Consider the following 20,864-nt stretch of genomic DNA (forward strand, 5'->3'; position numbering starts at 1 on the left):
GAAGTGGTTGTCCAAAATTCGGGCGTGATCGACTTCAACACCGTCTCGAATTCCGGACGAACCCCCGCATTTCGCCGGGTGCGCAGGGCCGCGGCCGCGCCCCCGGTCCGGTGACCGGACACGCCGGAGCGAGCGCCCCGGAGCGGGCGCGGCGGACGGAGCCGCGCCCGCTTCCGGCCCCGCTACCTGGCCCACTCCCGGATCTTCGCGATCCGCGCCTTGAGCTGGTTCGCGGTGGCCTGCGCGGTGAGCGGCCCGCCGCACTGGCGGCGCAGCTCGTTGTGGATGGTGCCGTGCGGCTGGTCGGTGCGGTGGTGCCAGGCGGCGACCAGCGCGTTCAGCTCCTTGCGCAGCTCCCGCAGCTCCTGGTGGGTGACCACCGGCCGCTCCTCGGCCGGCAGCTCCAGCAGGTCGGCCTCCTCGGCGGGCTTGGCCTTGCTGCGCTGGATCTGCCGGTGCTGGCGCTTCTGCAGCAGCATCTGCACCTGGTCCGGTTCCAGCAGGCCCGGGATGCCGAGGTAGTCCTCCTCCTCCTCGCTCCCCGGGTGGGCCTGCATACCGAACTCCATGGCGTTGTACAGCACCCGGTCGAAGACCGCGTCGGAGCCCAGCGCCTCGTACGAGAACTCCTCGCCGCCGGCGCCGTCCGGCCCGTCGTTGGCCCGCTCGGCCTCGGCGAGCAGCCGGTCCTCCTCGTCGAAGAGGCCCTCGCCCTCCTTCTTCGGCCGGTCGAGCACGTGGTCGCGCTGGAGCTCCATCTCGTTGGCGAAGCCCAGCAGCAGCGGGATGGTCGGCAGGAACACCGAGGCGGTCTCGCCGCGCTTGCGGGCGCGCACGAAGCGGCCGACGGCCTGGGCGAAGAACAGCGGGGTGGAGATCGAGGTCGCGTACACGCCCACGCACAGCCGGGGCACGTCGACGCCCTCGGACACCATGCGGACCGCGACCATCCAGCGCGAGGTCCCCGCCGCGTAGTCGGAGATCCGCTTGGACGCCTCGGTCTCGTCCGAGAGCACCAGGGTGACCTTCTCGCCGCTGATCTCGCGCAGCATCTTGGCGTACGCCCGGGCGACGTTCTGGTCGGTGGCGATGACCAGCCCGCCGGCGTCCGGGATCGCCTTGCGGACCTCGGTGAGGCGCCGGTCGGCGGCCTGGAGCACCGCCGGGATCCACTCGCCCTGCGGGGACAGCGCGGTGCGCCAGGCCTGGGCGATCAGGTCCTTGGTCATCGGCTCGCCGAGCCGGGCCTCCAGCTCGTCGCCGGACTTGGTGCGCCAGCGCATGTTGCCGCTGTAGCTGAGGAAGATCACCGGGCGGACGACGTGGTCGGCCAGCGCGTGCCCGTAGCCGTAGGTGTAGTCGGCGACGGACTTGCGGATGCCGTCGCCGCCCGCCTCGTACGCCACGAACGGGATCGGGTTGGTGTCCGAGCGGAACGGCGTACCGGTCAACGCCAGTCGGCGGGTGGCCGGCTCGAAGGCCTCGAAGCAGGCCTCGCCCCAGGACTTGGAGTCACCGGCGTGGTGGATCTCGTCCATGATCACGAGGGTCTTGCGGGCCTCGGTCCGGTTGCGGTGCAGCATCGGGTTCACCCCGACGCCCGCGTAGGTGACCACGATGCCGTGGTAGTCCCGGGACAGCGGCCCGGAGGAGTACGCCGGGTCCAGCCGGATGCCTATCCGCGCGGCGGCCTCGGCCCACTGCTTCTTCAGGTGCTCGGTCGGCGCGACGACGGTCACCTGCTGCACCAGGTGGTTGTGCAGCAGGTACGAGGCCAGGGTGAGCGCGAAGGTGGTCTTGCCTGCGCCCGGGGTGGCGACCGCGAGGAAGTCACGCGGCTGCGTCTCGATGTACTTGTCCAGCGCGCCCTGCTGCCAGGCCCGCAGCTTGCCCGCGGTGCCCCAGGGGGCGCGGCCGGGGAAGGCCGGGGAGAGGTGGTGCGAGCCGGCGGGCGCGGCATGGCCGACGGATCGGACGGGGGCCTGCGACTCCGGTGCGTCGGAGAACAGCGGCATCGAGGAGGCGGCGGCAGTACTCACGGTCTCCGAGGGGGATCATCGCAGGTCAGAGGCGGTTTTGCGGCCTCGCCCCGCGGTCGGGCGGCGATCGGACAACCCGCCCAGCGTACCGGCCCGACGCCGTTCGAGCCTCCAGGCGAGGCTCCACGTCGGGCCCGCGCGGCCGGAAATCGATGTGACCCGGATCACATCGAATGCTCCGTGAAACCCGGTAAGCACCAGGCGCCCCGTGACTCTCACCAGGGTGAGGCCGCACCAACCCCACCTGCCGAAGCGCGGCCTCGCACCGAACCGAAGGGATCCCCCCGTGCGCACCGTCGAAGAGACCGTCCAGGCCCGCCTGATCCTCTCCACCCACCGCTCCGTCCGACTGCGGGTGGTGCTCTCCTACCTGCCGGAGGACCCGCTGGCCGTCCGGATGGCCTTCCCCTCCGAGTTCTCGCTGGACGACCCCGCCGAACGCCGGGACTCCGAGGACATCGTCTGGATCTTCGCGCGCCAGCTGCTGTCGGCCGGCATCGAGCTGCCGGCCGGCGTCGGCGACGTCCACGTCCGGCCCGCGGTCGGCCGGCGCACCATGGTCGAGCTGCGGGCCCCCGAGGGCACCGCGCTGCTCCGCTTCGACAGCGCCGACCTGCGCCGCTTCCTGTGGCGCAGCCGGCTGCTCGTCCCCGAGGGCGAGGAGCACCTGCACCTGGACGCCGACCGCGCGCTCGCCCAGCTGCTCGGCTGACGGGCGGCCCGGCGCCACGGCCGGGGCAGCGGCGCACGGTCTCCCGGGTCCGGGGCCCGGGGACTGTGACCTCCGCTCAGCCCGACAGCCTGCGCATCAGCCGCACGCCCTGGGCCGCCGTCAGGTGCGGCAGGTACGCCTTGCCGATCGCCCTGGTGATGCCGGGCAGCGCGGCCGGGTCGGGGTACGCCATGTACATCGGCCGGTACTCCGGCTGGAACTTCGCCTTGAACGCCAGCAGCGAGCGGAAGCCGTACACCGGCTCCAGCACCCTGCCCATCCAGTCCAGCATCCGCTGCAGCCCGGTGGGCTCCTCGTCCTGCCCGGTGCGGGCCAGCGGAGCGCCCGACAGCGACAGGAAGCGCGCGCCCTCCTCCTTGAACCCGAGCGCGGCCGAGGCGATCAGGAACTCGCTGACCCCGCGGAAGCCGTCCGAGCGCCGGCGCATGAAGTCCAGCGTCCAGCCGACCGGAACGCCGTCCTCGTACACCGGCATCCAGCTGGTCAGCCCGTGCACCACCCGCTGCTCGTCCACCGCGACCAGCACCCGCACGTCCGGGTCGTCCAGCTCCGCCAGCCCGCCGAGCGTGAAGCCCATCTCCGGCAGGCCCTTCTCGGAGACCCACTCCTCGGAGATCGCCCGGATCTGCTCCCGCAGCGCGAGCGGCGCCTCGTGGTACGCCCACCACTCCGCGGAGATGCCCTGCTTGCCGGCCTTGTTGAGGGCGGTGCGGATGTCCTGCCACTTGCGGCCGGTGAAGGCCAGCTCGGGCAGCGGCACCACGGTGTCCTCGGCGACCTGCACCGAGCGCCAGCCGAGCTGCGCGGCGGCGGCCCTGGTGTCGCCGCAGACGCTGTAGAAGCACGGCGTCCAGCCGCGCGCGTCGCAGTACCGGGCGAAGCCGGCCACCGCCCGGGCCCGGTCGTCCGGGGCGCCGAACGGGTCGCCGGTGGTCAGCGCGACGGTGCCCACCACCCGGTAGGCGACGGCCGCCCGGCCGCCCTCGTCGAACCAGTAGTGGTTGCCGTCCCAGGTGGCGATGAACGAGAGCGTCCCGCCGCCGTGCTCGGCCAGCAGCGCCCGCGCCCGGCCGGCCGCCGCCGCGTCGGTGTGCAGCACCGGACGGCGGAACACCGACAGCAGCACGGCCAGCGCGACCACCCAGAACACCAGCCCGCAGTACGTCTCCAGCAGGCGCGCCACCGGCCCGACCGCGATCGGGTAGTCCGGCAGCAGGTCGTTGTACGCGGGCGGCAGGAACTGGGCCGGCAGCCCGGCCACCAGCCTGCGGGCAGTCGCCCCCGGCTCGAACTCCCCGGCGACCAGCCGCCCGACCCCCACGTAGGCGGCCGCGGAGGCGAGCGCCGCGCCGCCGAGCACCAGGGCGAGCCGGCGCACCGAGCGGCCGGACAGCCGCAGCGGGAACCGCTTGCGGGTGGCGACCAGCAGGACGGTGGTCAGCAGCGGCAGCAGCAGCGCCTCGACGAAGTACTGCACCACGTCCCGGCTGACCGGCCCGGCGTCCAGGTACAGCCAGCACAGCAGCGCCGCCCAGAGCAACTCGGTGGCCACGGTGACCAGCCAGGCCAACCGCAGCCCCCGGCGCAATCCCTCGGCGAGCACCAGCAGCAGCGCCGGGAACAGCGCGGCCATCATCCGGCCCGGGGTGTCGAAGATCCGGACGACGGCGTGCGCCCGGGCGCAGTCGTGCGCCGACAGTGCGCAGAAGTCGGCCACCTCGTCCGGGCTGAGCCGGTGCGAGAAGTACAGCTCGGAGAAGGTGTTGAAGGGCCCGCTGGCGTTGTCGTACAGCGAGGCGAGCAGCGGCCCGAAGGCGGCGGCGACCAGGCAGAGCGCGACCAGCACCCGGGTCTCGGAGTGCGAGGAGCGGTGGGTGCGCAGGTGCGGGCGGCCCCGGCTGGCCAGGGCGCCCAGGGCGAGCCCGGCCAGCGCGCCGGCGCACCGCTGGACGCTCTGCAGGTGGCCCACGTACAGCGTCATCACCAGCGGGACGAGCAGCACCAGCAGGTGCAGCCGGCGGCGCCAGAGCACGGTGAGCCGGTACCCGAGCACCCCGGCCAGCGCGAACACGCCGACGCCCGGGCCGACCGAGATCTGGTCGGCCACCGAGGCGGTCCACTGCTCCCCCGCCGAGGAGCCGAAGGCGACCAGGGCGGTGCCCAGCAGGGTGCCGACGACCTGCCCGCCGACCAGCACCGCGAGGGTGCGCGGCCGCCCGAGCCGGTGCTCGGCGGCCGGGCCGACCAGGAGCAGCAGCAGGCTGGTGAACACGTACGAGCCGGTGCCCGAGCACCAGAGCATCGAGGTGACCGGCGCCCACCAGTGGCCCTCGGCCAGCGTGGACAGCCCGACCCCGGCCCGCTCGAGCAGCCGGTCGGACGGGCCGTGGTCCAGGCTGCCGGTGGCCGCGCCGAGCAGCCAGAGCCCGGCCAGCAGGGTCAGGGTCAGCGGCGCCGAGCGCAGCCGGTCGCCGAGCGCCCCGGCCGCCCGCCGGAGCTTCTGCGGACCCGGTTCCGGCGTCCGGGTGACCGGGGCCCGGTCGGCGCCCCGCTCGGCGGCGCGCTCCGGCTCCGGCCCGGACCCGCGCTGCTCGCTGACGGCGGCCAGCGCGGTCGCCCCGGTCACCGGGTCAGCCCGGTCTGTTGGGCGAGCCACGGCAGCTGCTGGCCGATGCCGGGCCGGAAGACGACCCATCCGTGGCCGCCCGGCATCAGATCGAACTTGGCCTTCATTCCGGCCGCCTGAGCGGCGTGGTAGACCTTCTCCATCTGTGGTCTGAACTCCTCGTCGGTCTCGCCGACGACCAACGCGACGTTGGTGTCCGGGAACTTCTTGCGGGCCATCACCTGGAGCGGATCGACCTCGTCGAACTTCTTCTCGTCACCACCGAACGCGGCCTTGACAGTCTGCTCCCGGCTGCCCAGGGTCGGTTCCTCCTGCCCGGACATGTCGAGGACGGTGCCGTAGACATCGGGCGCGTTGACGCCGAGCTGGAGCGCGCAGGTGCCGCCCATCGAGGCGCCCCCGATCGCCCAGGCGGTGCGGCCGGTGGCGGTCTGGAGGTTCTGGTGGACCCACTCGGGGACGTCCACCGCGAGGTAGGTCTGGGCCTTGGCGATCTTGGAGTCGAGGCAGAGCGTGTTGGCCCAGGTCGAGCCGAGCTGATCGGGCATCACCACGATCGGCGCGAGGCCGCCGTGTTCCGCGGCGTAGGCGTCGAGCGTCTCGTTGATCTGAGCGGACAGCACCCAGTCCCCCGGGATTCCGGGCTGACCGGTGATCATCACGACCACCGGCAGCAGCGGCCGCGGGGTGGCCTGGTAGGCGGGCGGGAGGTAGACGTACGCGTCGCGGGCCTGGAAGCCCGACCTGGTACCGGGGATCGGCACCACCGAGACGGTGCCCTTCGCGGGCAGGTCCGCCGGGGGCTTCCAGACCTCCTCCAGCGACCTGCCCGGCGGGGCGGTCACGGTCTGGCCCGCCTTGGTGGCGACCAGCCCGTCGGTCTTGGTCAGCCACGGCGCCAGCATCACGCGCCCGCTCGGGAACTGGCCGAAGCCGATGTTGACCTCGGAGGAGGACATCAGCAGCACCAGGCCGCTGAGGGCCAGCGCGCCGCCCCGGCGGCGCCAGGTGAGCCGCCGCATCCGGTAACCGGCCAGGCAGAGCCCGAGCAGGGCGACGGCTATCCACCAGGTGACGTACCGGGGCGTGCCCTCCGGGAAGGGGTGCCACCAGCCGTCGACCACGACGTCCAGCAGCCAGCTGAGCGCCGCGGCGGTGACCAGCGCGGCGGGCAGGCGGACCCGCCACCAGCTCCGGCCGCGGCCGACGGCGAGCGCGAACAGCGCCGCCCAGCCGGCCGCCAGCACGGCGTGCGGGATCAGGCCCTCGGTGAGCGGCCAGTCGATCGGATTCCAGCGGGAGGCAAGGGTCAACGTGCTCATGCGGCTCGGCCCGGCGGGGTGGTGTCGGCCAGGAAACCGTAGGCGACGACGTTGCCGTCGTAGCCGTGTTCCTCGCTGTACGAGCCGCCGCAGGTGATCACCCGCAGCTGCGCGTCAGTGGCCTGACGGTAGACCCGATCGTCCGGGAAGTCCTTTCGGTCGTGCACTTCGATGGCGTAGAGCTGGTAGACGGCGGTGGCGCCGTCCGCCCGGGCGATCTCGATCCGGTCCCCCCGACGGAGCGCGCCCAGATGGTAGAAGACCGCGGGGCCGGCCTTGTTGTCGACGTGCCCCGCGAGGATCGCGGTGCCGCGCTGGCCGGGGCTGGCCCCGCCGCGGTACCACCCCGCCAGGTTCCGGTCCCCCTCGGGAGGGGTCTGGAGGTGGCCGTCGGCGTCCAGTCCGAGCGCCGTGACCGGGGCGTCCAACCGCACCGCGGGGATGCGGATCCGGGTCGGCGCGGACGGGCCAAGCGGCGGGACGATCGAGACCGGCGCGATCCCGGCCTGGGCCTGGCCGGCCCCCGGCGCGGGCGGCAGCGACGGGCTTCCGTCGTGCAGCAGCCAGGCACCGAGCACCAGCGCGGCCCCCGCCGCCAGGGTGCCCGGCCAGGGCCCCCCGCTCTGCTGGACGCCCACGGGCGCTCCCCTCTGCCGACGGAACCCCGCTTCCTGGGAGTTTCCTGGGAACAATTCAACCGGAACGGACTGTAAGGCACGTCCATACGACGGTCGTACCGGCACCCGCCGATCGGCAGGGGCGATCGCCCTTTCCCTGCGCCTCGTGGGCATCCGGTAGCGGAGTGCGACGGACACCTTCCACACACGATCCCCCCGGGAACACACCCGACACGAGCTACCGACGGTTCAACGGACCCGATCGGTTGCGTCGTTCGAGCGATCGCTCACGACCGCCCGCTGCGCCTCTCCGAACGGCCCCGCCCTCGTGCCATGCTGACCCGGTTACGGTTCCCCACCCACGTGTCCGACGGGACCGCGCACTCCCGCCCACCGCCCAACGAAACGGAGTGACCATGGACGCCCTCTCCCGCCGCTCCCTGCTGGCGGCCGGCGCCGGCGCCGCCGCCGCCCTGGCGGCCGGCTGCGGCAGCAACCACGCCACCGGCGGGGAGCGGGCGACCGACGCCGCCGTCCCGGCCACCGGCGCGGCCGACGAGCAGGGCGCCACTCCCGTCCCGGCCCCGGCCCCCGAGCAGCGGACCGTCGTGATCGGCGACGGCTCCACCTCGGACACCGGCGCCCAGCCGCACCAGCCCGTCCCCGAACGGCTGGAGCCCGGCCGGCGGCCGCCGCAGTTCGTGGTCTTCTCCTGGGACGGCGCCGGCGAGCTCGACAACGGCCTGTTCGCCCGCTTCCGCCGGCTGGCCCAGGAGCACGACGCGAAGATGACCTTCTTCCTCAGCGGCCTCTACCTGCTGCCCGAGTCCAAGAAGGAGCTCTACCGCCCGCCCCAGCACAAGGCCGGCGCCTCCGACATCGGCTACCTGAGCGACCAGCACATCCGCGACACCCTGGAGAACGTGCGCGCGGCCTGGCTGGAGGGCCACGAGATCGGGACCCACTTCAACGGCCACTTCTGCGGCTCCACCGGCGTCGGCAAGTGGTCCCCGGAGGAGTGGGACAGCGAGATCCAGCAGGCGATGGACTTCGTGATGAACTGGCGCACCAACACCGGCTTCACCGACCTGCCGGCGCTGCCCTTCGACTACCGCAAGGAGCTGATCGGCAGCCGCACCCCCTGCCTGGAGGGCCAGCGCAACCTGCTGCCCACCGCGGTCAGGCGCGGCTGGCGCTACGACAGCAGCGGCAACGGCACCCAGGTGTGGCCGCAGAAGATCCAGGGCGGCGCGCTGTGGGACCTCCCGCTGCAGTCCATCCCGTTCCCCGGGCACACCTTCCAGGTGCTCTCGATGGACTACAACATCATGTACAACCAGTGCGGCCCCAACACCAAGGCCGACCCGGCGCTCCACCCCGGCTTCCAGACCCAGGCCCGCGACGCCTACATGATGGGCTTCGACCGCACCTACAACGGGAACCGGGCGCCGTACGTCATCGGCAACCACTTCGAGGAGTGGAACGGCGGCATCTACATGAACGCCGTCGAGGAGGTCCTCGGGGCCATCGCGAGCAAGCCCGAGGTCCGGCTGGTCTCCTTCCGACAGCTGGTCGACTGGCTGGACGCCCAGGACCCGGCGGTGCTGCGCAAGCTCCGGACCCTCGCCCCTGGCCAGGCCCCGGCCGGCGGCTGGGAGTCCTTCCTCGGCGCCCCGGCGGGGGCCGGAGCCCCCGCCGCCGGCTGACCCTCAGGCCTTCGTCCGCACCCGGCCGGAGAGCAGCGCGCCGACCAGCGCCACCCCGGCCATCGACAGCAGGATCACCGCGAAGGCGCCGGGCGAGCCCGCCACCCCGCCGTCCTCGTGGGCGGCGGCGAGCGAGCCGCCGCCCAGCGCCGCGAACATCACTCCGGCGAGGCCGGTCAGCAGCACGTTGCCCAGCGCGTCGCTCACCTGCAGGGCCGCCGAGTTGGCCCCGGCGTCCTCCGGCGTGGAGAGCTTCATCATCAGCACGCTGACGCTCGCGACCGCCATCCCCATCCCGACGCCGCCGACGCCCCAGGCCGCCGCGGCGGCCCAGGCCGGCACCGCCGGGAACAGCACCAGCGCGGCACCCGAGATGGCCACCGCCGTCAGCACGAAGCCGCCCCGGATCATCACCGCGCGGTAGCGCTCCGCCCCGGGCCGGCCCTGGAGCCAGGAGCCGAACGCCCAGGTGAGGCCGCCGCTGGTCAGGGTCAGGCCGGCCAGCGTCGGCGAGAGCCCGCGCTGGGTGGTCATCATCAGCGGGATGAACGCCTCGGCCGCGAAGAACGCCCCCGCGGCCACCCCGCGCAGCAGGATCACGGCCGGCAGCCCGCGACCGGCCCGCAGGGTCCGCGCCGGCAGCAGTCCCAGGACGGCCGGCACGAGCAGCGCCGCCCCGGCGATCCCGGGGGCCAGGCCGATCAGGTCGCGCCGCTGGCCCGCGTACTGCAGCAGGCCCGCGCCGACCGCCGCCATCGCGGCCAGCAGGGTGCGACGGCGGTCGAAGGCCGCGCCCCTGACCACCGGGTTCTCCCGCTCCGAGCGGGCCAGCGCCGGGCCCATCACGGCCAGCGGCAGGAGGATCAGCACCGGCACGGCCAGGAACACCCAGCGCCAGCCCAGGTGCTGGGTGACGGCCCCGGAGACCAGCGGGCCGATGATCGAGGGCAGCACCCAGGCCGAGGAGAAGGCCGCGAACACCGCAGGCCGCAGCCGCTCCGGGTAGGCCCGGCCGACCACCACGTACAGGGCGACGATCACCAGCCCGCCGCCCAGGCCCTGAACGGCCCGCCCGGCCACGAACACCCACATCCCGGGTGCCGTCCCGGCCACCACCAGTCCGACGCCGAACACCGCGATGCCGCTGAACAGCGGCCGCAGCGGGCCGCTCCGGTCGCACCACTGGCCGGAGACGACCAGGGCGAACAGCGTGGTGGTGAAGTAGCCGGAGAAGGCGAAGGCGTACAGCCCCAGCCCGTGCAGCTCACGGGCCGCGGTCGGCATCGCGGTGTTGACGGCCGTCGCCTCGAAGGCGATCACCAGGACCACCGAGACGATCCCCAGCGTCAGCGCGCGGTAGCGGCCGCCGAGGACCCCGCCGCCGGGGTCGTCGTCGAGGGGTATCGGTACGGGGTCGACCGAGGTGGGGGAGGCAGTGGTCATACGTATCATCGTAAGTGGCGTCTGCCTCGATGACCCCTGACCTCGGTCGGTGAACGACTCGGCCCCGAGGCCTGGGACGGGCTCAGTGGAGCACCTTCAGGCCCACCACGCCGGAGACGATCAGCAGCAGGCAGGCGATCCGGGCCACCGTCGCCGGGTCCCCCAGGACGGCCATGCCGTAGACCGCGGTGCCGACCGCGCCGATGCCGACCCAGACCGCGTAGCCGGTGCCGATCGGAATGGTGCGCATCGCGTACGCCAAGCCGCCCATGCTGACCAGCAGCGCGACGCCGAAGACGGCGCTGGGAACGAGGCGGGTGAAGCCCTTGGACGATTCCAGGGCGACCGCCCACACGGTCTCCAGGAAACCCGAGACGATCAGAACGAACCAGGCCATGACGGTGATGCCTCCGCAGTCCACAGCGGCCGGATTGCCGCTGAACTGCGCCGTCTTGTCGTCACCGGGTACGACGCGCTCGTCCGGGGTGGCGGGAATGCCGCCACCGGTCTCCGACGGTAGCACACACTGCCATACAGAATTTACAAAGGAGCATTGACCCCGCTCCCCCGGATCGGCCACCATGAATTCACTGGCCGTGTGCCCGAGTGGCTTAGGGAACCGTCTGCAAAGCGGTACACGCGGGTTCGATTCCCGCCATGGCCTCCGCGGAAAAGGAATTGCCGGTCGACTCCGAAAGTCGGCCGGCAATTCCTTTTCGCCGTTCCCGGTATTTCCCGGGGAATCCGGTCAGGCCGTGACGGCGTCCTCCGCCCGGATCGGCAGCCGGCCGACCGGCAGGCCGGTGGCGGCGCGCACGGCCGCGGCGACGGCCGCCGGGGCGACCACCGCGGGGACGGCGCCGACCGCCTTGGCGCCGAAGGGGGCCACCACGTCGCGCTCCTCCAGCAGCGCGGCGATCCGCACCTCCGGGGTGTCCAGCGCGGTGGGCAGCCGGTAGCCGGTGAGCGAGGGGTTCTGCAGCACCCCGCCCTCCGTCCGCAGGTCCTCCAGCAGCGCCAGGCCGACGCCCTGGGCCACCCCCGCCTCGATCCGGTCCTCGATCTGGCGCGGGTTCAGCGCCCGGCCGACGTCCTGGGCGACCGTCATCTCGACCACCCGCACGGCGCCCAGCTCGATGTCCACGTCCACCACGGCGCGCATCGCGCAGAACGAGATGGAGACGAAGGCGTCGCCCTGCCCGGCCTCGTCCAGCGGCTCGGTGGGGTGCGGGCGGCACTGCGCGGTGGCCCACAGCTCCTTGCCCTCCAGCGCCTCGGCGACCGGCATGCCGAGCACCCCGTCGTACGAGGTGATCTTGCCGTCGGCGATCTGGAGCAGTTCCACCGACATCCCGAAGTTCGCCGCGATCGGCTGCAGCAACTGGTGGCGGACCATCAGCGCGGCCCGCTCGACGGCGCCGCCGGAGACCCAGGTGTGCCGGCCGCGGGCGGACGGCCCGGCGATCGACTGGTCGCTGTCGGCCGGCGCGATGTAGACCTCGCTGACGCCCAGTACGGTCTGCACGATCTGCCGGGCCAGCGTGGCGAAGCCCTGCCCGGCGTCGACCGCCGCGCAGATCACGGTGGCGTGGTCGCCGCTGACCCGCACGGTCGCGGTGGAGACCTCGTCCTCGCCCTCGGCGCCCAGCATGTGCACCATGCCGACGGCGTAGCCGATGCCGCGCCGCACCGCCGCCGGGTCGCCCGCGCCGCCGGGCCCGCCGGGCAGCAGCCACTCGGCGTCCGGGTCGTCCACCGGCAGGGCCGGCAGCGGCTCGGCCGCCACCGCGTCCAACAGGGCGCGCACCGGCGCCGGGCAGGTGACGGCCTGTCCGGTGGGCAGCGGGTCGCCGGTGGACATCGCGTTGCGGCGGCGGATCTCCACCGGGTCCACGCCGATCCGGGCGGCCAGCTGGTCCAGCTGCGACTCGTACGCGAAGCAGGCCTGCAGGGCGCCCTCGCCGCGCATCCGGCCGGCCGGCGGGTTGTTGGTGCGCACCGCCCAGGCGTCCACGAAGACGTTCGGGCAGACGTACGGACCGGCCGAGAAGGCCGTCGCGGCGGCCAGCGCCTCGGCGGAGACGTCCGCGTAGGCGCCGCCGTCCAGCAGGATCTGCGCCTCGACCTTCACCAGCGTGCCCTCGGCGTCGGCGTGGTGGCGGTAGCGCAGGAGCGCGGGGTGGCGTGAGGCGTGGGTGTGGAAGGACTCCTCGCGGGTGAGCGTCATCTTCACCGGACGGCCGGTGCGCAGCGCCAGCAGGGCCAGGGTGACCTGGAACGAGAGGTCCTCGCGGTCGGTGGTGGCGCCGGGCACGCCGGTGACCACCAGCCGGACCCGGTCCGGCTCCAGACCGAGGCAGGCGGCGGTGCGGTCGCGGTCGCCGTGCGGGTCGGTGGAGGACAGGTGCAGCTCCACGCCGCCGTCCGGGCGCGGCACGGCCAGCCCGGCCTCGGCGCCGAGCGGGGCCGGATCCTGCCGGCCGACCTGGTAGAGGCCCTCGACGACGATCTCGCCGACCGCGTCCGGGTCCCCGGTGCGCAGCGGCAGGTGGCGGAACAGGTTGCCGTCCGGGTGCAGCGGCGGCGCGGTGAAGGCCTGCTCCGGGTCGGTGACGGCCTCCAGCGGCTCGTAGTCGACCGCGATCAGACCGACCGCCAGCCGGGCGGTGTCCGGGTGGTCGGCGGCGACCGCGGCGATCGGCTCGCCGTGGTGGCGCACCACACCGGCGGCCAGCACCGGCCGGTCGGCGACGATCGGCCCGGCCGGGGCGCCGTCGGCGGTGCCGTCCGGGCCGGGGGGCAGGTCGGCGGCGGTGACCACGGCGTGCACCCCGGGCAGCGCCAGCGCGGCCGAGGTGTCGATGCCGCGGATCCGGGCGTGCGGGTGCGGCGAGCGCAGCACCGCGCCCCACAGCAGGCCCTCGGCCCACAGGTCGGCCGCGTACGGGTAGATGCCGAGCGCCTTGGGCAGCGCGTCGCTGCGCAGCGGGGAGCTGCCCAGGCCGATCGGCTCCGGTGCGCCGCCCTCGCCGCCGTCCTGCTGCAGTGCTGCGCCGATGTCGGTAGGCGACGTCATGATGCGTGGTCGTCCTCGGGGAGCCGGATGCCGTGGGCGGGGGTGGCGCCGTACGGGACTCCGACCGGGGCGCCGCCCTCGGCCGGGGCACCGTGCGGGTGCGGGGCGGCGTACGGGGTGCCGTGCGGCGGCGTGCCGTCGTAGACGGCGCCGGGCAGCGGGGTTCCGTGCGCGGGGGTGGACTCGTAGACCGGGGCGTCGTACCCGGTGTCGTAGCCGCTCTGCTGCTGGTGGCCGTCCGGGAAGAGCAGGTGGGTGCCGTGCGCGGGGGTGGCCTGGTACGGCTGCTCGGGGTAGCCCTGGGGCGGGTAGTACACCTGGTCGTCGGCGGCCTGGGCGGGGATGCCGTCCCGGATCGGGGCCAGCACGGTGGTGTCGTACACGCCGCTGTCGTACCCGCCCTGGGGGTCGCCGTAGGGCATCCCGGCCGGGGCCCGGTCGACGGGGTGCTGATCGACGGGCTGCTGCCCGACGAGGTGCTGCGCCGCGGCGTGCTGCTCCGCGGCGTGCTGCTCCGCGGCGTGCTGCTCCACTGGGTGGGCGACCGGGTGGGACTGCTCGACGGGCTGCTGGGGGGCGGCCTGCTGGGGGACGTGCTCGATCCAGGCCCCGGCGTCGGCGTAGACCGGCGGCTCGACGGCGTGCCCGGGTTCGACGGGCGCCCCCGCGGACGGCTCGGCGACCGGCTCGACCGGCGCCTCGGCGGTGGTCTCGACCGCCTGCGCGGCCTCCTCGGCCTTCTCGGTGTCCAGCGCGCGGGCGTCCGCGACGGTCTGGACGGCGGCCAGCACGCCCCGGTAGCCGGTGCAGCGGCAGAGGTTGCCGCACAGCGCCTGGCGGGCCTCCACCTCGGTGGGCCGGTGGTTGCGCTGGAGCAGGTCGTGCACCGCCATCGCCATGCCCGGGGTGCAGTAGCCGCACTGGACGGCGCCGGAGGCGGCCAGCGCCTGCTGGACGTCGCTCGCGCCGCCGGCGGCCGACAGGCCCTCGACGGTGTTGATCTCGCTGTCGGCGGCCAGTGCCGCGGGCACCAGGCAGCCGGCCACCAGCTGGCCGTCCACCTGCACCGAGCAGGCCCCGCACTCGCCCTGCTCGCAGCCGTCCTTGGCGCCGGCCAGGCCGAGCCGCTCGCGCAGCACGTAGAGCAGGCTCTCGCCGATCCAGGCGTCGGTGACGGGCCGTTCGAAACCGTTGACCCGCAGCGTGTACGAGGCGCACGGGCGCAGCTCACGGCTGACCTGCGGGGAGAGGCCGAGCGGGTCGGCGTCGAGGGTCTCGATGGGGTCTGTGGTCACTTCAGCGCCCTTCCCAGTGCCCGTCGGGCCAGCACCGATACGGTACGCCGCAGCCGAACGGCGGCCGCGGTCGGCCCCTCGGTCACGGCCTCCCAGGCGCCCTCGGCGCCGTAGTTGTCGGGGACGCAGGCGCCGGCCACGTACTCGCCGAAGGCGGCGGTCGCGGCCGGGTCGATCTCCCGGCTGCCGTCCCAGTCGATGCAGCCGGCCACCCAGGCCTCGGCCTCGAGCGGGCGCAGCGGCACCGGCGCGACGGCACCGACGGCGCAGCGCACCGAGCGCCGGGCCGGGTCGAGGACGAGGGCGACGGAGGCGGTGGCGCGGGCCGGGCCGCTGCGGCCGGTGGCCTTGAGGAAGACCTGTGGGGCGTGCAGCAGCGGGACGCGCACCCAGGTGAGCAGTTCGCCAGGGCGCACCGGGTCGAGCCCGGTGAGCAGGTGACTGACCGGCACCTCGCGGGTGCCCCCGGCCCGGGCCAGGGTGACGCTGGCCTCCAGCGCGGTGAGCACCGGGAGGGTGTCGCCCGCGGCGGCGGCGGTGACGATGTTCCCGCCGAGCGTGCCGACGTTGCGGACCTGCGGCGGGCCGGCCGTGCGGGCCGCGTCGGCGAGCGCGGGGATGAGCGCGGCGAAGTCGGGGCGGTCCATCCGGGCGTGGGTGAGTCCGGCGCCGAGGACGGCGGTGCCGCCGTCCTCGTAGCGCCAGCCGCGCAGTTCGGTGATCCGGCCGAGGCCGACCAGGGCGGCGGGGCGCAGGCGGCCGGCGTTGACGGCCTCCATCAGGTCGGTGGCTCCGGCCACCGGTACCGCGGCCGGGGCGGCGGCCAGCGCGTCGACGGCCTCGTCGAGGGAGGCCGGCAGCATGATCGTCCGGTTCACCTGGGTCCCACCGTGCTCCACTTGCTCATCGATCGCCTGCCGCCCGCCGGCCTTCGGCCGTGCCGTCCTGCGTCAGCAGCCCGGCCTGGCCCGTAGGGTACGGGCGATCGGGCCGGGTTGGGCAACTCTGGCACACAATGCTCGATGATCATCTCGGGACCGGTGAACGGGACTGCCCGATTGGGACCGATACCGGGCGGTATCTGCCCCGGCCCGCTCCGGGCCAGGGCAGATGTTCATCAGTTCTTGACGTCGGATGACCGCTCAGAAGTTCCCGGTGAGTAGGACTAGCGCACCGGCGGAGGGCCCTCGATCGGCCGGCCGGCCACTCCGGGCCAGCGCTGCCAGGGGTGCGGCCCGTCCGCCGGGCGGTACTCGACGCCGAGCGCGTCCAACACCTTCAGGTGGACCGTCAACCGCTGCTCGAAACCGGCGTAGTCCCGCTCGGCCGGCGCGGCGGGCAGCTCGGACCAGGCGACCTCGGCGAAGGCGACCAGCCGGGGGAAGGCCCGGTAGTCGATGTCCCTGGCGCTGTCCATGAACTCGCTCCACAGGTTGGCCTGGGTGCCGATCACGTGCCGGGCGGCGGCCTCGTCCAGCTGCGCGGGGACCGGCTCGAACCGGTAGACGTCCTCCAGCGTGCGCACGAAGCCGACCGGGATCGGCTCGTCCGGTCCGTCCGCCTGCCGGTGGTCGAAGTAGACGTGCTGCTCGGGGCACATCACCACGTCGTGCCCGGCCTTCGCGGCGGCGATCCCGCCGCCGAAGCCGCGCCAGGAGGAGACGGCGGCGCCCGGGGCGAGCCCGCCCTCCAGGATCTCGTCCCAGCCGATCAGCCGGCGGCCGCGCTCGGCCAGCCAGCGGTCGAAGTGCCGGATGAGGTGGCTCTGCAGCTCGTCCTCGTTGGCCAGGCCCAGCTCGCGGATCCGGGCCTGCGCGGCGGCGCTGTCCTTCCACTGCTCCTTGGGGCACTCGTCGCCGCCGAGGTGGACGAACTCGGACGGGAAGATCTCCAGGACCTCCTCCAGCACGCCCTCGAAGAAGCGCAGGGTCTCCTCGGAGGCATTGAGCACGTTGTGACTCACCCCCCAGTCGGTCCAGACCCCGAGCGCGGCGGTGTCCACCACGTCGGTGTTGCCCAGCTCGGGGTAGGCGGCGACGGCGGCCTGGGTGTGGCCGGGCAGGTCGATCTCCGGGACGACGGTGACCCCGCGGGCGGCCGCGTAGGCGACGATCTCGCGCAGGTCGTCCTGGGTGTAGTAGCCGCCGTGCGGGCGGTCGTCGCGGCGCTGCCCGGCCCGGTAGCCGACCATCGAGCGGTCCCGCCAGGCACCGCGCTCGGTCAGCCTCGGGTAGCGCTTGATCTCGACCCGCCACCCCTGGTCGTCGGTCAGGTGCAGGTGCAGCACGTTCAGCTTGTGCGCGGCCAGCAGGTCGACGAAGCGCAGCACGTCCGACTTGGGCAGGAAGTGCCGGGCGACGTCGAGCAGCGCGCCGCGCCAGCCGAACCGGGGGGCGTCCTCGATGTCGGCGCCGGGCAGCACCCAGCCCTCGCGGCGCAGCGGCGACCGCCGGTAGGCGTCCGGCCCGAGCAGCTGCCGCAGGGTCTGCGCGCCCCACAGCGCGCCCGCCGGCCCCCCCGCGGTGAGCAGGGCGTGGCCGGGGCGCACCGTGAGCCGGTACGCCTCGGCGGCGAGCGTCGCGTCCTGCACCAGCTCGATGCCCGCGCCCGGCCGGCCCGGGCCGAGCGGCAGCCCGGTGGCGGCGGACAGGGCGGCCCGCAGCCAGCGCTCGGCGTCGGCCAGCGCGGGGGGTGCGGTCAGCGTCGTGGTGGCGTCGAGCGGATAGTCCTCGTCCGGGCGGCGGGCGGCACTCGAAGGTGCGGGAATGAGGTCCATTCCGACATCCTGCCCACGCCCGGAACGATTGGCATAGACCACCCAGGAAACCGGGTGCTATGCAAAACGGCGTCGCGCGGAGCGCCGCGGACTACTTGCCTTCGCCGTCGCCGCCCTGCGGCTTGCCGATGCCGTCGTAGATCTCCTTGCACATCGGGCAGACCGGGTACTTCTTCGGGTCGCGACCGGGCACCCACACCTTGCCGCAGAGCGCCACCACGGGAGACCCGGAGAGCGCGCTCTCCATGATCTTGTCCTTCTGGACGTAGTGCGCGAAGCGCTCGTGGTCGCCGTCCCCGTTGGACACCTGCGGGACGGGCTCGACCAGGGTGCCGGTGCCGAGGCCGCGCTCGGGCTCAAGAGTGCTCATGGGTGCCAAGTCTATGGGCGCCCCCGGAAACCCGGCCAGTGTCGCCGCACCGGGCCGGTCGGCTCAGTTCATCGTCGGGTCGTCCGGGTAGGTCGCCAGCAGGGCGAGCGGGCCCCGCTGGCGGCGCAGCACCGAGCGCCACAGCCGCTCCGGCTCGGGGCTGGAGACGTCCCCGGGCTCGCAGTCCACCAGGTACCAGGCGCCGGTCTCCAGCTCCGCCTCCAGCTGCCCCGGCGACCAGCCGGCGTACCCGGCGAAGATCCGCAGGCTGCCCAGCTCGCCGGCCAGCACCTCGGGCGGCGCCTCCAGGTCCACCAGGCCGATCGCGCCGTGCACCCGGCGCCAGCCGAGCGGCTCGCCGGTGCCGGGCTCCCCCGGGGCCACCGCGAGGCCGAGCGCCGAGTCCAGCGCCACCGGGCCGCCCTGGAACACCACGGCGGGCTGTCCGACGAGTCTGTTCCAGCCGTCCAGCACACTTCCCACCTCGACCGGTGTCGGCCGGTTGAGGACCACGCCGAGCGCCCCCTCGACGTCGTGGTCGAGGAGCAGCACCACCGCCCGCGCGAAGTTCGGGTCGGTGAGCAGGGGCGTCGCGACGAGCAGACTGCCGGTGTGGGACCGGCCTCCGTGCGAATGGGCCGCCGTCATGCCCACATGATCCCGCAGAACGGCACCGCTCGGACACCGCAACGCCCGGAAACCGGCCACCGCGACGAACACCCGTACGGCCGTACCGGGGGGCGGGCGCGGGCCCGGAGAGAGCACCATCACGGGAGAGGCTCACGGGAACCAACGGCGCGCCTACTACCATCTACGTCTGGTGGACGCCCTTCACGGTGCCGACTCGGTTTCGCCGGGGGTCCGAACGCGCCCGTACGACCGGTCCACCACCGGCTCTCTCCCGGAGCCCCCTTCCCCACTCCTCTGGCACCCCGGATTGCGAGAACGATGACCGACGACGTCCTGCTGGTCCATGGCGGAAACCCGCTCGAAGGCGAGATCCGCGTCCGCGGTGCGAAGAACCTGGTGCCCAAGGCCATGGTCGCCGCCCTCCTCGGGCAGGGCCCCAGCAGACTGCGCAACGTCCCGGACATCCGCGACGTCAAGGTGGTCCGCGGCCTGCTGCAGCTGCACGGCGTGACCGTGCGCACCGGTGACGAGGACGGCGAGCTGATCCTCGACCCCTCGCACGTCGAGAGCGCCAATGTCGCCGACATCGACGCGCACGCCGGCTCCTCGCGGATCCCGATCCTGTTCTGCGGCCCGCTGCTGCACCGCCTCGGCCACGCCTTCATCCCCGGCCTCGGCGGCTGCGACATCGGCGGCCGCCCCGTCGACTTCCACTTCGAGGTGCTGCGCCAGTTCGGCGCCACCATCGAGAAGCACCCGCAAGGCACCTACCTGGTCGCCCCGCAGCGGCTGCGCGGCACCAAGATCGAGCTGCCGTACCCCTCGGTCGGCGCGACCGAGCAGGTGCTGCTCACCGCCGTCCTCGCCGAGGGCGTCACCGAGCTGCGCAACGCGGCCATCGAGCCGGAGATCGTCGACCTGATCTGCGTGCTGCAGAAGATGGGTGCGATCATCACGCTGGGCACCGACCGGACGATCCTGATCACCGGCGTGGACGAGCTGAACGGCTACAACCACCGCGCGCTGCCGGACCGCCTGGAGGCGGCCTCCTGGGCCTGCGCGGCGCTGGCCACCAAGGGCGACATCTACGTCCGCGGCGCCCGCCAGCTGGAGATGATGACCTTCCTGAACACCTTCCGGAAGGTCGGCGGCGCCTTCGAGGTGGACGACGAGGGCATCCGCTTCTGGCACCCGGGCGGCGAGCTCAAGGCCATCGCCCTGGAGACCGACGTGCACCCGGGCTTCCAGACCGACTGGCAGCAGCCGCTGGTGGTCGCGCTGACCCAGGCCACCGGCCTGTCGATCGTCCACGAGACGGTGTACGAGTCGCGGCTCGGCTTCACCGGCGCGCTGAACCAGATGGGCGCGCACATCCAGCTCTACCGCGAGTGCCTGGGCGCCACCCCGTGCCGCTTCGGCGCGCGCAACTTCCTGCACTCCGCGGTCGTCTCCGGCCCGTCCAAGCTGATCGGCTCCGAGCTGGTCATCCCGGACCTGCGCGGCGGCTTCTCGTACCTGATCGCGGCGCTGGCGGCCGAGGGCACCTCGACCGTGCACGGCATCGACCTGATCAACCGCGGCTACGAGAACTTCATGGACAAGCTGCGGGACCTCGGCGCCCACGTCGAGCTGCCCAGCGAGCAGCTGGTCGAGGCCTGACGGCCCCGACACGACGGCGAGAGGCCGGGCTCCCCAGCGGGGAGCCCGGCCTCTCGGGCGTTCAAGGGGTGGCTCAGGCAGCGCCCTTGGCGGCTTCCTTCAGCTTGGAGCCGGCGCTCACCTTGGCGCTGTAGCCCGCGGCGATCTGGATCGGCTCGCCGGTCTGCGGGTTGCGGGCGGTGCGGGCAGCGCGGTGGGTGCGCTCGAAGGTCAGGAAACCGGGGATGGTGACCTTCTCGTCGCCCTTGGCGACGACCTCGCCGACGATCTCGGCGAAGGCGGCCAGAACGGCGTCGGCGTCCTTGCGGGTCACCTCGGCGCGCTCGGACAGCGCGGCCACCAGCTCACTGCGGTTCATGTGTACTCCTGTGGTCTGTTCGCTTGCGGTGCGCGGGGGCCCATCGGTGCTCCCACCGGGGGGCACCCGGATGGGCCGCAGGTCCGCACACTGTGCTCATGCAGGCAATGCGTGGTCGCAGGCCGGGTCCGCACCCGATGCCGCGCGCCGGAGCCGTCGAAGGCCCGCCCGCCCGCCTGGATACGAATCCTGCCCCGACCGGCCCCGAGAAAGC

15 protein-coding genes, 1 tRNA gene, 1 pseudogene and 1 riboswitch are annotated in these 20,864 nt (G+C 73.7%); of the genes and pseudogenes, 4 read left to right on the forward strand and 13 right to left on the reverse strand.

All coding sequences use genetic code 11. The features are described 5' to 3' along the window. Positions 1-182: 182 nt before the first annotated feature. Positions 183-2,015, reverse strand: coding sequence for a DEAD/DEAH box helicase (locus tag ACWDBE_RS22155; protein ID WP_449792205.1), 1,833 nt, complete (start codon positions 2,013-2,015; stop codon positions 183-185). 310 nt (positions 2,016-2,325) lie between these two features. Here ACWDBE_RS22155 and ACWDBE_RS22160 point away from each other — a divergent pair, with 310 nt between their 5' ends. Next, the gene (locus ACWDBE_RS22160; protein ID WP_449792185.1) at positions 2,326-2,751 is read left to right on the forward strand and encodes an SsgA family sporulation/cell division regulator; all 426 of its coding nucleotides are present in this window, start codon (positions 2,326-2,328) and stop codon (positions 2,749-2,751) included. A 76-nt stretch (positions 2,752-2,827) separates the two neighbouring features. Here ACWDBE_RS22160 and ACWDBE_RS22165 read toward each other — a convergent pair whose 3' ends face one another. Genes ACWDBE_RS22165 through ACWDBE_RS22175 form a run of 3 tightly spaced genes read right to left on the reverse strand, consistent with a single transcriptional unit; the run spans position 2,828 to position 7,358 of the window. Next, entirely contained in the window at positions 2,828-5,398 is a 2,571-nt protein-coding gene (locus ACWDBE_RS22165) for a rhomboid family intramembrane serine protease (protein ID WP_449808851.1), read from the reverse strand. After that, entirely contained in the window at positions 5,395-6,720 is a 1,326-nt protein-coding gene (locus ACWDBE_RS22170; protein WP_449792187.1) for an alpha/beta hydrolase, read from the reverse strand. The genes ACWDBE_RS22165 and ACWDBE_RS22170 overlap by 4 nt, the downstream gene beginning before the upstream one ends. Continuing rightward, complete coding sequence (locus ACWDBE_RS22175) at positions 6,717-7,358, reverse strand: class F sortase (protein WP_449792188.1); 642 nt, start codon at positions 7,356-7,358, stop codon at positions 6,717-6,719. Before ACWDBE_RS22175 ends, ACWDBE_RS22170 begins: the two co-directional genes overlap by 4 nt. 395 nt (positions 7,359-7,753) lie before the next feature. Between ACWDBE_RS22175 and ACWDBE_RS22180 the strand changes: the two genes are divergently transcribed. Further along, positions 7,754-9,043 carry a hypothetical protein gene (locus tag ACWDBE_RS22180; protein WP_449792189.1) on the forward strand — a complete coding sequence of 430 codons (1,290 nt, stop codon included), beginning with the start codon at positions 7,754-7,756 and terminating at the stop codon, positions 9,041-9,043. Between the two features lie 3 nt (positions 9,044-9,046). Here the strand turns inward: ACWDBE_RS22180 and ACWDBE_RS22185 are convergent, their stop codons facing one another. Beyond that, positions 9,047-10,486 carry an MFS transporter gene (locus ACWDBE_RS22185; protein WP_449792190.1) on the reverse strand — a complete coding sequence of 480 codons (1,440 nt, stop codon included), beginning with the start codon at positions 10,484-10,486 and terminating at the stop codon, positions 9,047-9,049. An 82-nt stretch (positions 10,487-10,568) separates the two neighbouring features. Then, positions 10,569-10,883, reverse strand: coding sequence for a DMT family transporter (locus ACWDBE_RS22190; RefSeq protein WP_449808852.1), 315 nt, complete (start codon positions 10,881-10,883; stop codon positions 10,569-10,571). 44 nt (positions 10,884-10,927) lie between these two features. Continuing rightward, positions 10,928-10,993, reverse strand: a riboswitch (guanidine-III (ykkC-III) riboswitch). Positions 10,994-11,078: 85 nt separating this feature from the next. Here ACWDBE_RS22190 and ACWDBE_RS22195 point away from each other — a divergent pair. Continuing rightward, a tRNA-Cys gene (locus tag ACWDBE_RS22195) sits at positions 11,079-11,150 on the forward strand. 84 nt (positions 11,151-11,234) lie between these two features. On the opposite strand, the gene ACWDBE_RS22200 is transcribed toward ACWDBE_RS22195, so the two are convergent. The 6 genes and pseudogenes from ACWDBE_RS22200 to ACWDBE_RS22225 all read right to left on the reverse strand — a co-directional run bounded on the left by ACWDBE_RS22200 (position 11,235) and on the right by ACWDBE_RS22225 (position 18,651). Then, a complete protein-coding gene (locus ACWDBE_RS22200; RefSeq protein WP_449808853.1) occupies positions 11,235-13,562 on the reverse strand; it encodes a xanthine dehydrogenase family protein molybdopterin-binding subunit in 2,328 nt (775 codons plus the stop codon). A gap of 659 nt (positions 13,563-14,221) precedes the next feature. Then, a pseudogene (locus ACWDBE_RS22205) lies at positions 14,222-14,782 on the reverse strand ((2Fe-2S)-binding protein); the annotation flags it as partial. Positions 14,783-14,853: 71 nt separating this feature from the next. After that, a complete protein-coding gene (locus tag ACWDBE_RS22210) occupies positions 14,854-15,720 on the reverse strand; it encodes an FAD binding domain-containing protein (RefSeq protein ID WP_392881353.1) in 867 nt (288 codons plus the stop codon). 302 nt (positions 15,721-16,022) lie between these two features. Further along, on the reverse strand, positions 16,023-17,633 hold the full coding sequence (locus ACWDBE_RS22215) for a beta-N-acetylhexosaminidase (protein ID WP_449792192.1): 1,611 nt from the start codon (positions 17,631-17,633) through the stop codon (positions 16,023-16,025). A gap of 91 nt (positions 17,634-17,724) precedes the next feature. Then, a complete protein-coding gene (locus tag ACWDBE_RS22220; protein WP_449792193.1) occupies positions 17,725-18,003 on the reverse strand; it encodes a DUF3039 domain-containing protein in 279 nt (92 codons plus the stop codon). Positions 18,004-18,066: 63 nt separating this feature from the next. Then, a complete protein-coding gene (locus ACWDBE_RS22225; RefSeq protein WP_449792194.1) occupies positions 18,067-18,651 on the reverse strand; it encodes a YqgE/AlgH family protein in 585 nt (194 codons plus the stop codon). A 300-nt stretch (positions 18,652-18,951) separates the two neighbouring features. On the opposite strand from ACWDBE_RS22225, the gene murA reads away from it, so the two are divergent. Then, complete coding sequence (murA, locus tag ACWDBE_RS22230) at positions 18,952-20,292, forward strand: UDP-N-acetylglucosamine 1-carboxyvinyltransferase (protein WP_449792195.1); 1,341 nt, start codon at positions 18,952-18,954, stop codon at positions 20,290-20,292. A gap of 73 nt (positions 20,293-20,365) precedes the next feature. Here murA and ACWDBE_RS22235 read toward each other — a convergent pair whose 3' ends face one another. Then, positions 20,366-20,650 (reverse strand): HU family DNA-binding protein, encoded by a 285-nt coding sequence (locus ACWDBE_RS22235; RefSeq protein WP_030242980.1) that lies wholly within the window; start codon positions 20,648-20,650, stop codon positions 20,366-20,368. Positions 20,651-20,864 lie beyond the last annotated feature (214 nt).

This window comes from Kitasatospora sp. NPDC001132, from assembly GCF_053598415.1.

Excerpts from the sequence above, each read along its gene's own strand:
- ACWDBE_RS22210 (WP_392881353.1), bottom strand. The coding sequence starts at position 15,720 with ATGCTGCCGGCCTCCCTCGACGAGGCCGTCGACGCGCTGGCCGCCGCC.
- ACWDBE_RS22190 (WP_449808852.1), bottom strand. The coding sequence starts at position 10,883 with ATGGCCTGGTTCGTTCTGATCGTCTCGGGTTTCCTGGAGACCGTGTGG.
- ACWDBE_RS22200 (WP_449808853.1), bottom strand. The coding sequence starts at position 13,562 with ATGACGTCGCCTACCGACATCGGCGCAGCACTGCAGCAGGACGGCGGC.
- ACWDBE_RS22180 (WP_449792189.1), top strand. The coding sequence starts at position 7,754 with ATGGACGCCCTCTCCCGCCGCTCCCTGCTGGCGGCCGGCGCCGGCGCC.
- ACWDBE_RS22220 (WP_449792193.1), bottom strand. The coding sequence starts at position 18,003 with ATGAGCACTCTTGAGCCCGAGCGCGGCCTCGGCACCGGCACCCTGGTC.
- ACWDBE_RS22185 (WP_449792190.1), bottom strand. The coding sequence starts at position 10,486 with ATGACCACTGCCTCCCCCACCTCGGTCGACCCCGTACCGATACCCCTC.
- ACWDBE_RS22215 (WP_449792192.1), bottom strand. The coding sequence starts at position 17,633 with ATGGACCTCATTCCCGCACCTTCGAGTGCCGCCCGCCGCCCGGACGAG.
- ACWDBE_RS22170 (WP_449792187.1), bottom strand. The coding sequence starts at position 6,720 with ATGAGCACGTTGACCCTTGCCTCCCGCTGGAATCCGATCGACTGGCCG.
- ACWDBE_RS22235 (WP_030242980.1), bottom strand. The coding sequence starts at position 20,650 with ATGAACCGCAGTGAGCTGGTGGCCGCGCTGTCCGAGCGCGCCGAGGTG.
- ACWDBE_RS22155 (WP_449792205.1), bottom strand. The coding sequence starts at position 2,015 with ATGCCGCTGTTCTCCGACGCACCGGAGTCGCAGGCCCCCGTCCGATCC.
- murA (WP_449792195.1), top strand. The coding sequence starts at position 18,952 with ATGACCGACGACGTCCTGCTGGTCCATGGCGGAAACCCGCTCGAAGGC.
- ACWDBE_RS22225 (WP_449792194.1), bottom strand. The coding sequence starts at position 18,651 with ATGACGGCGGCCCATTCGCACGGAGGCCGGTCCCACACCGGCAGTCTG.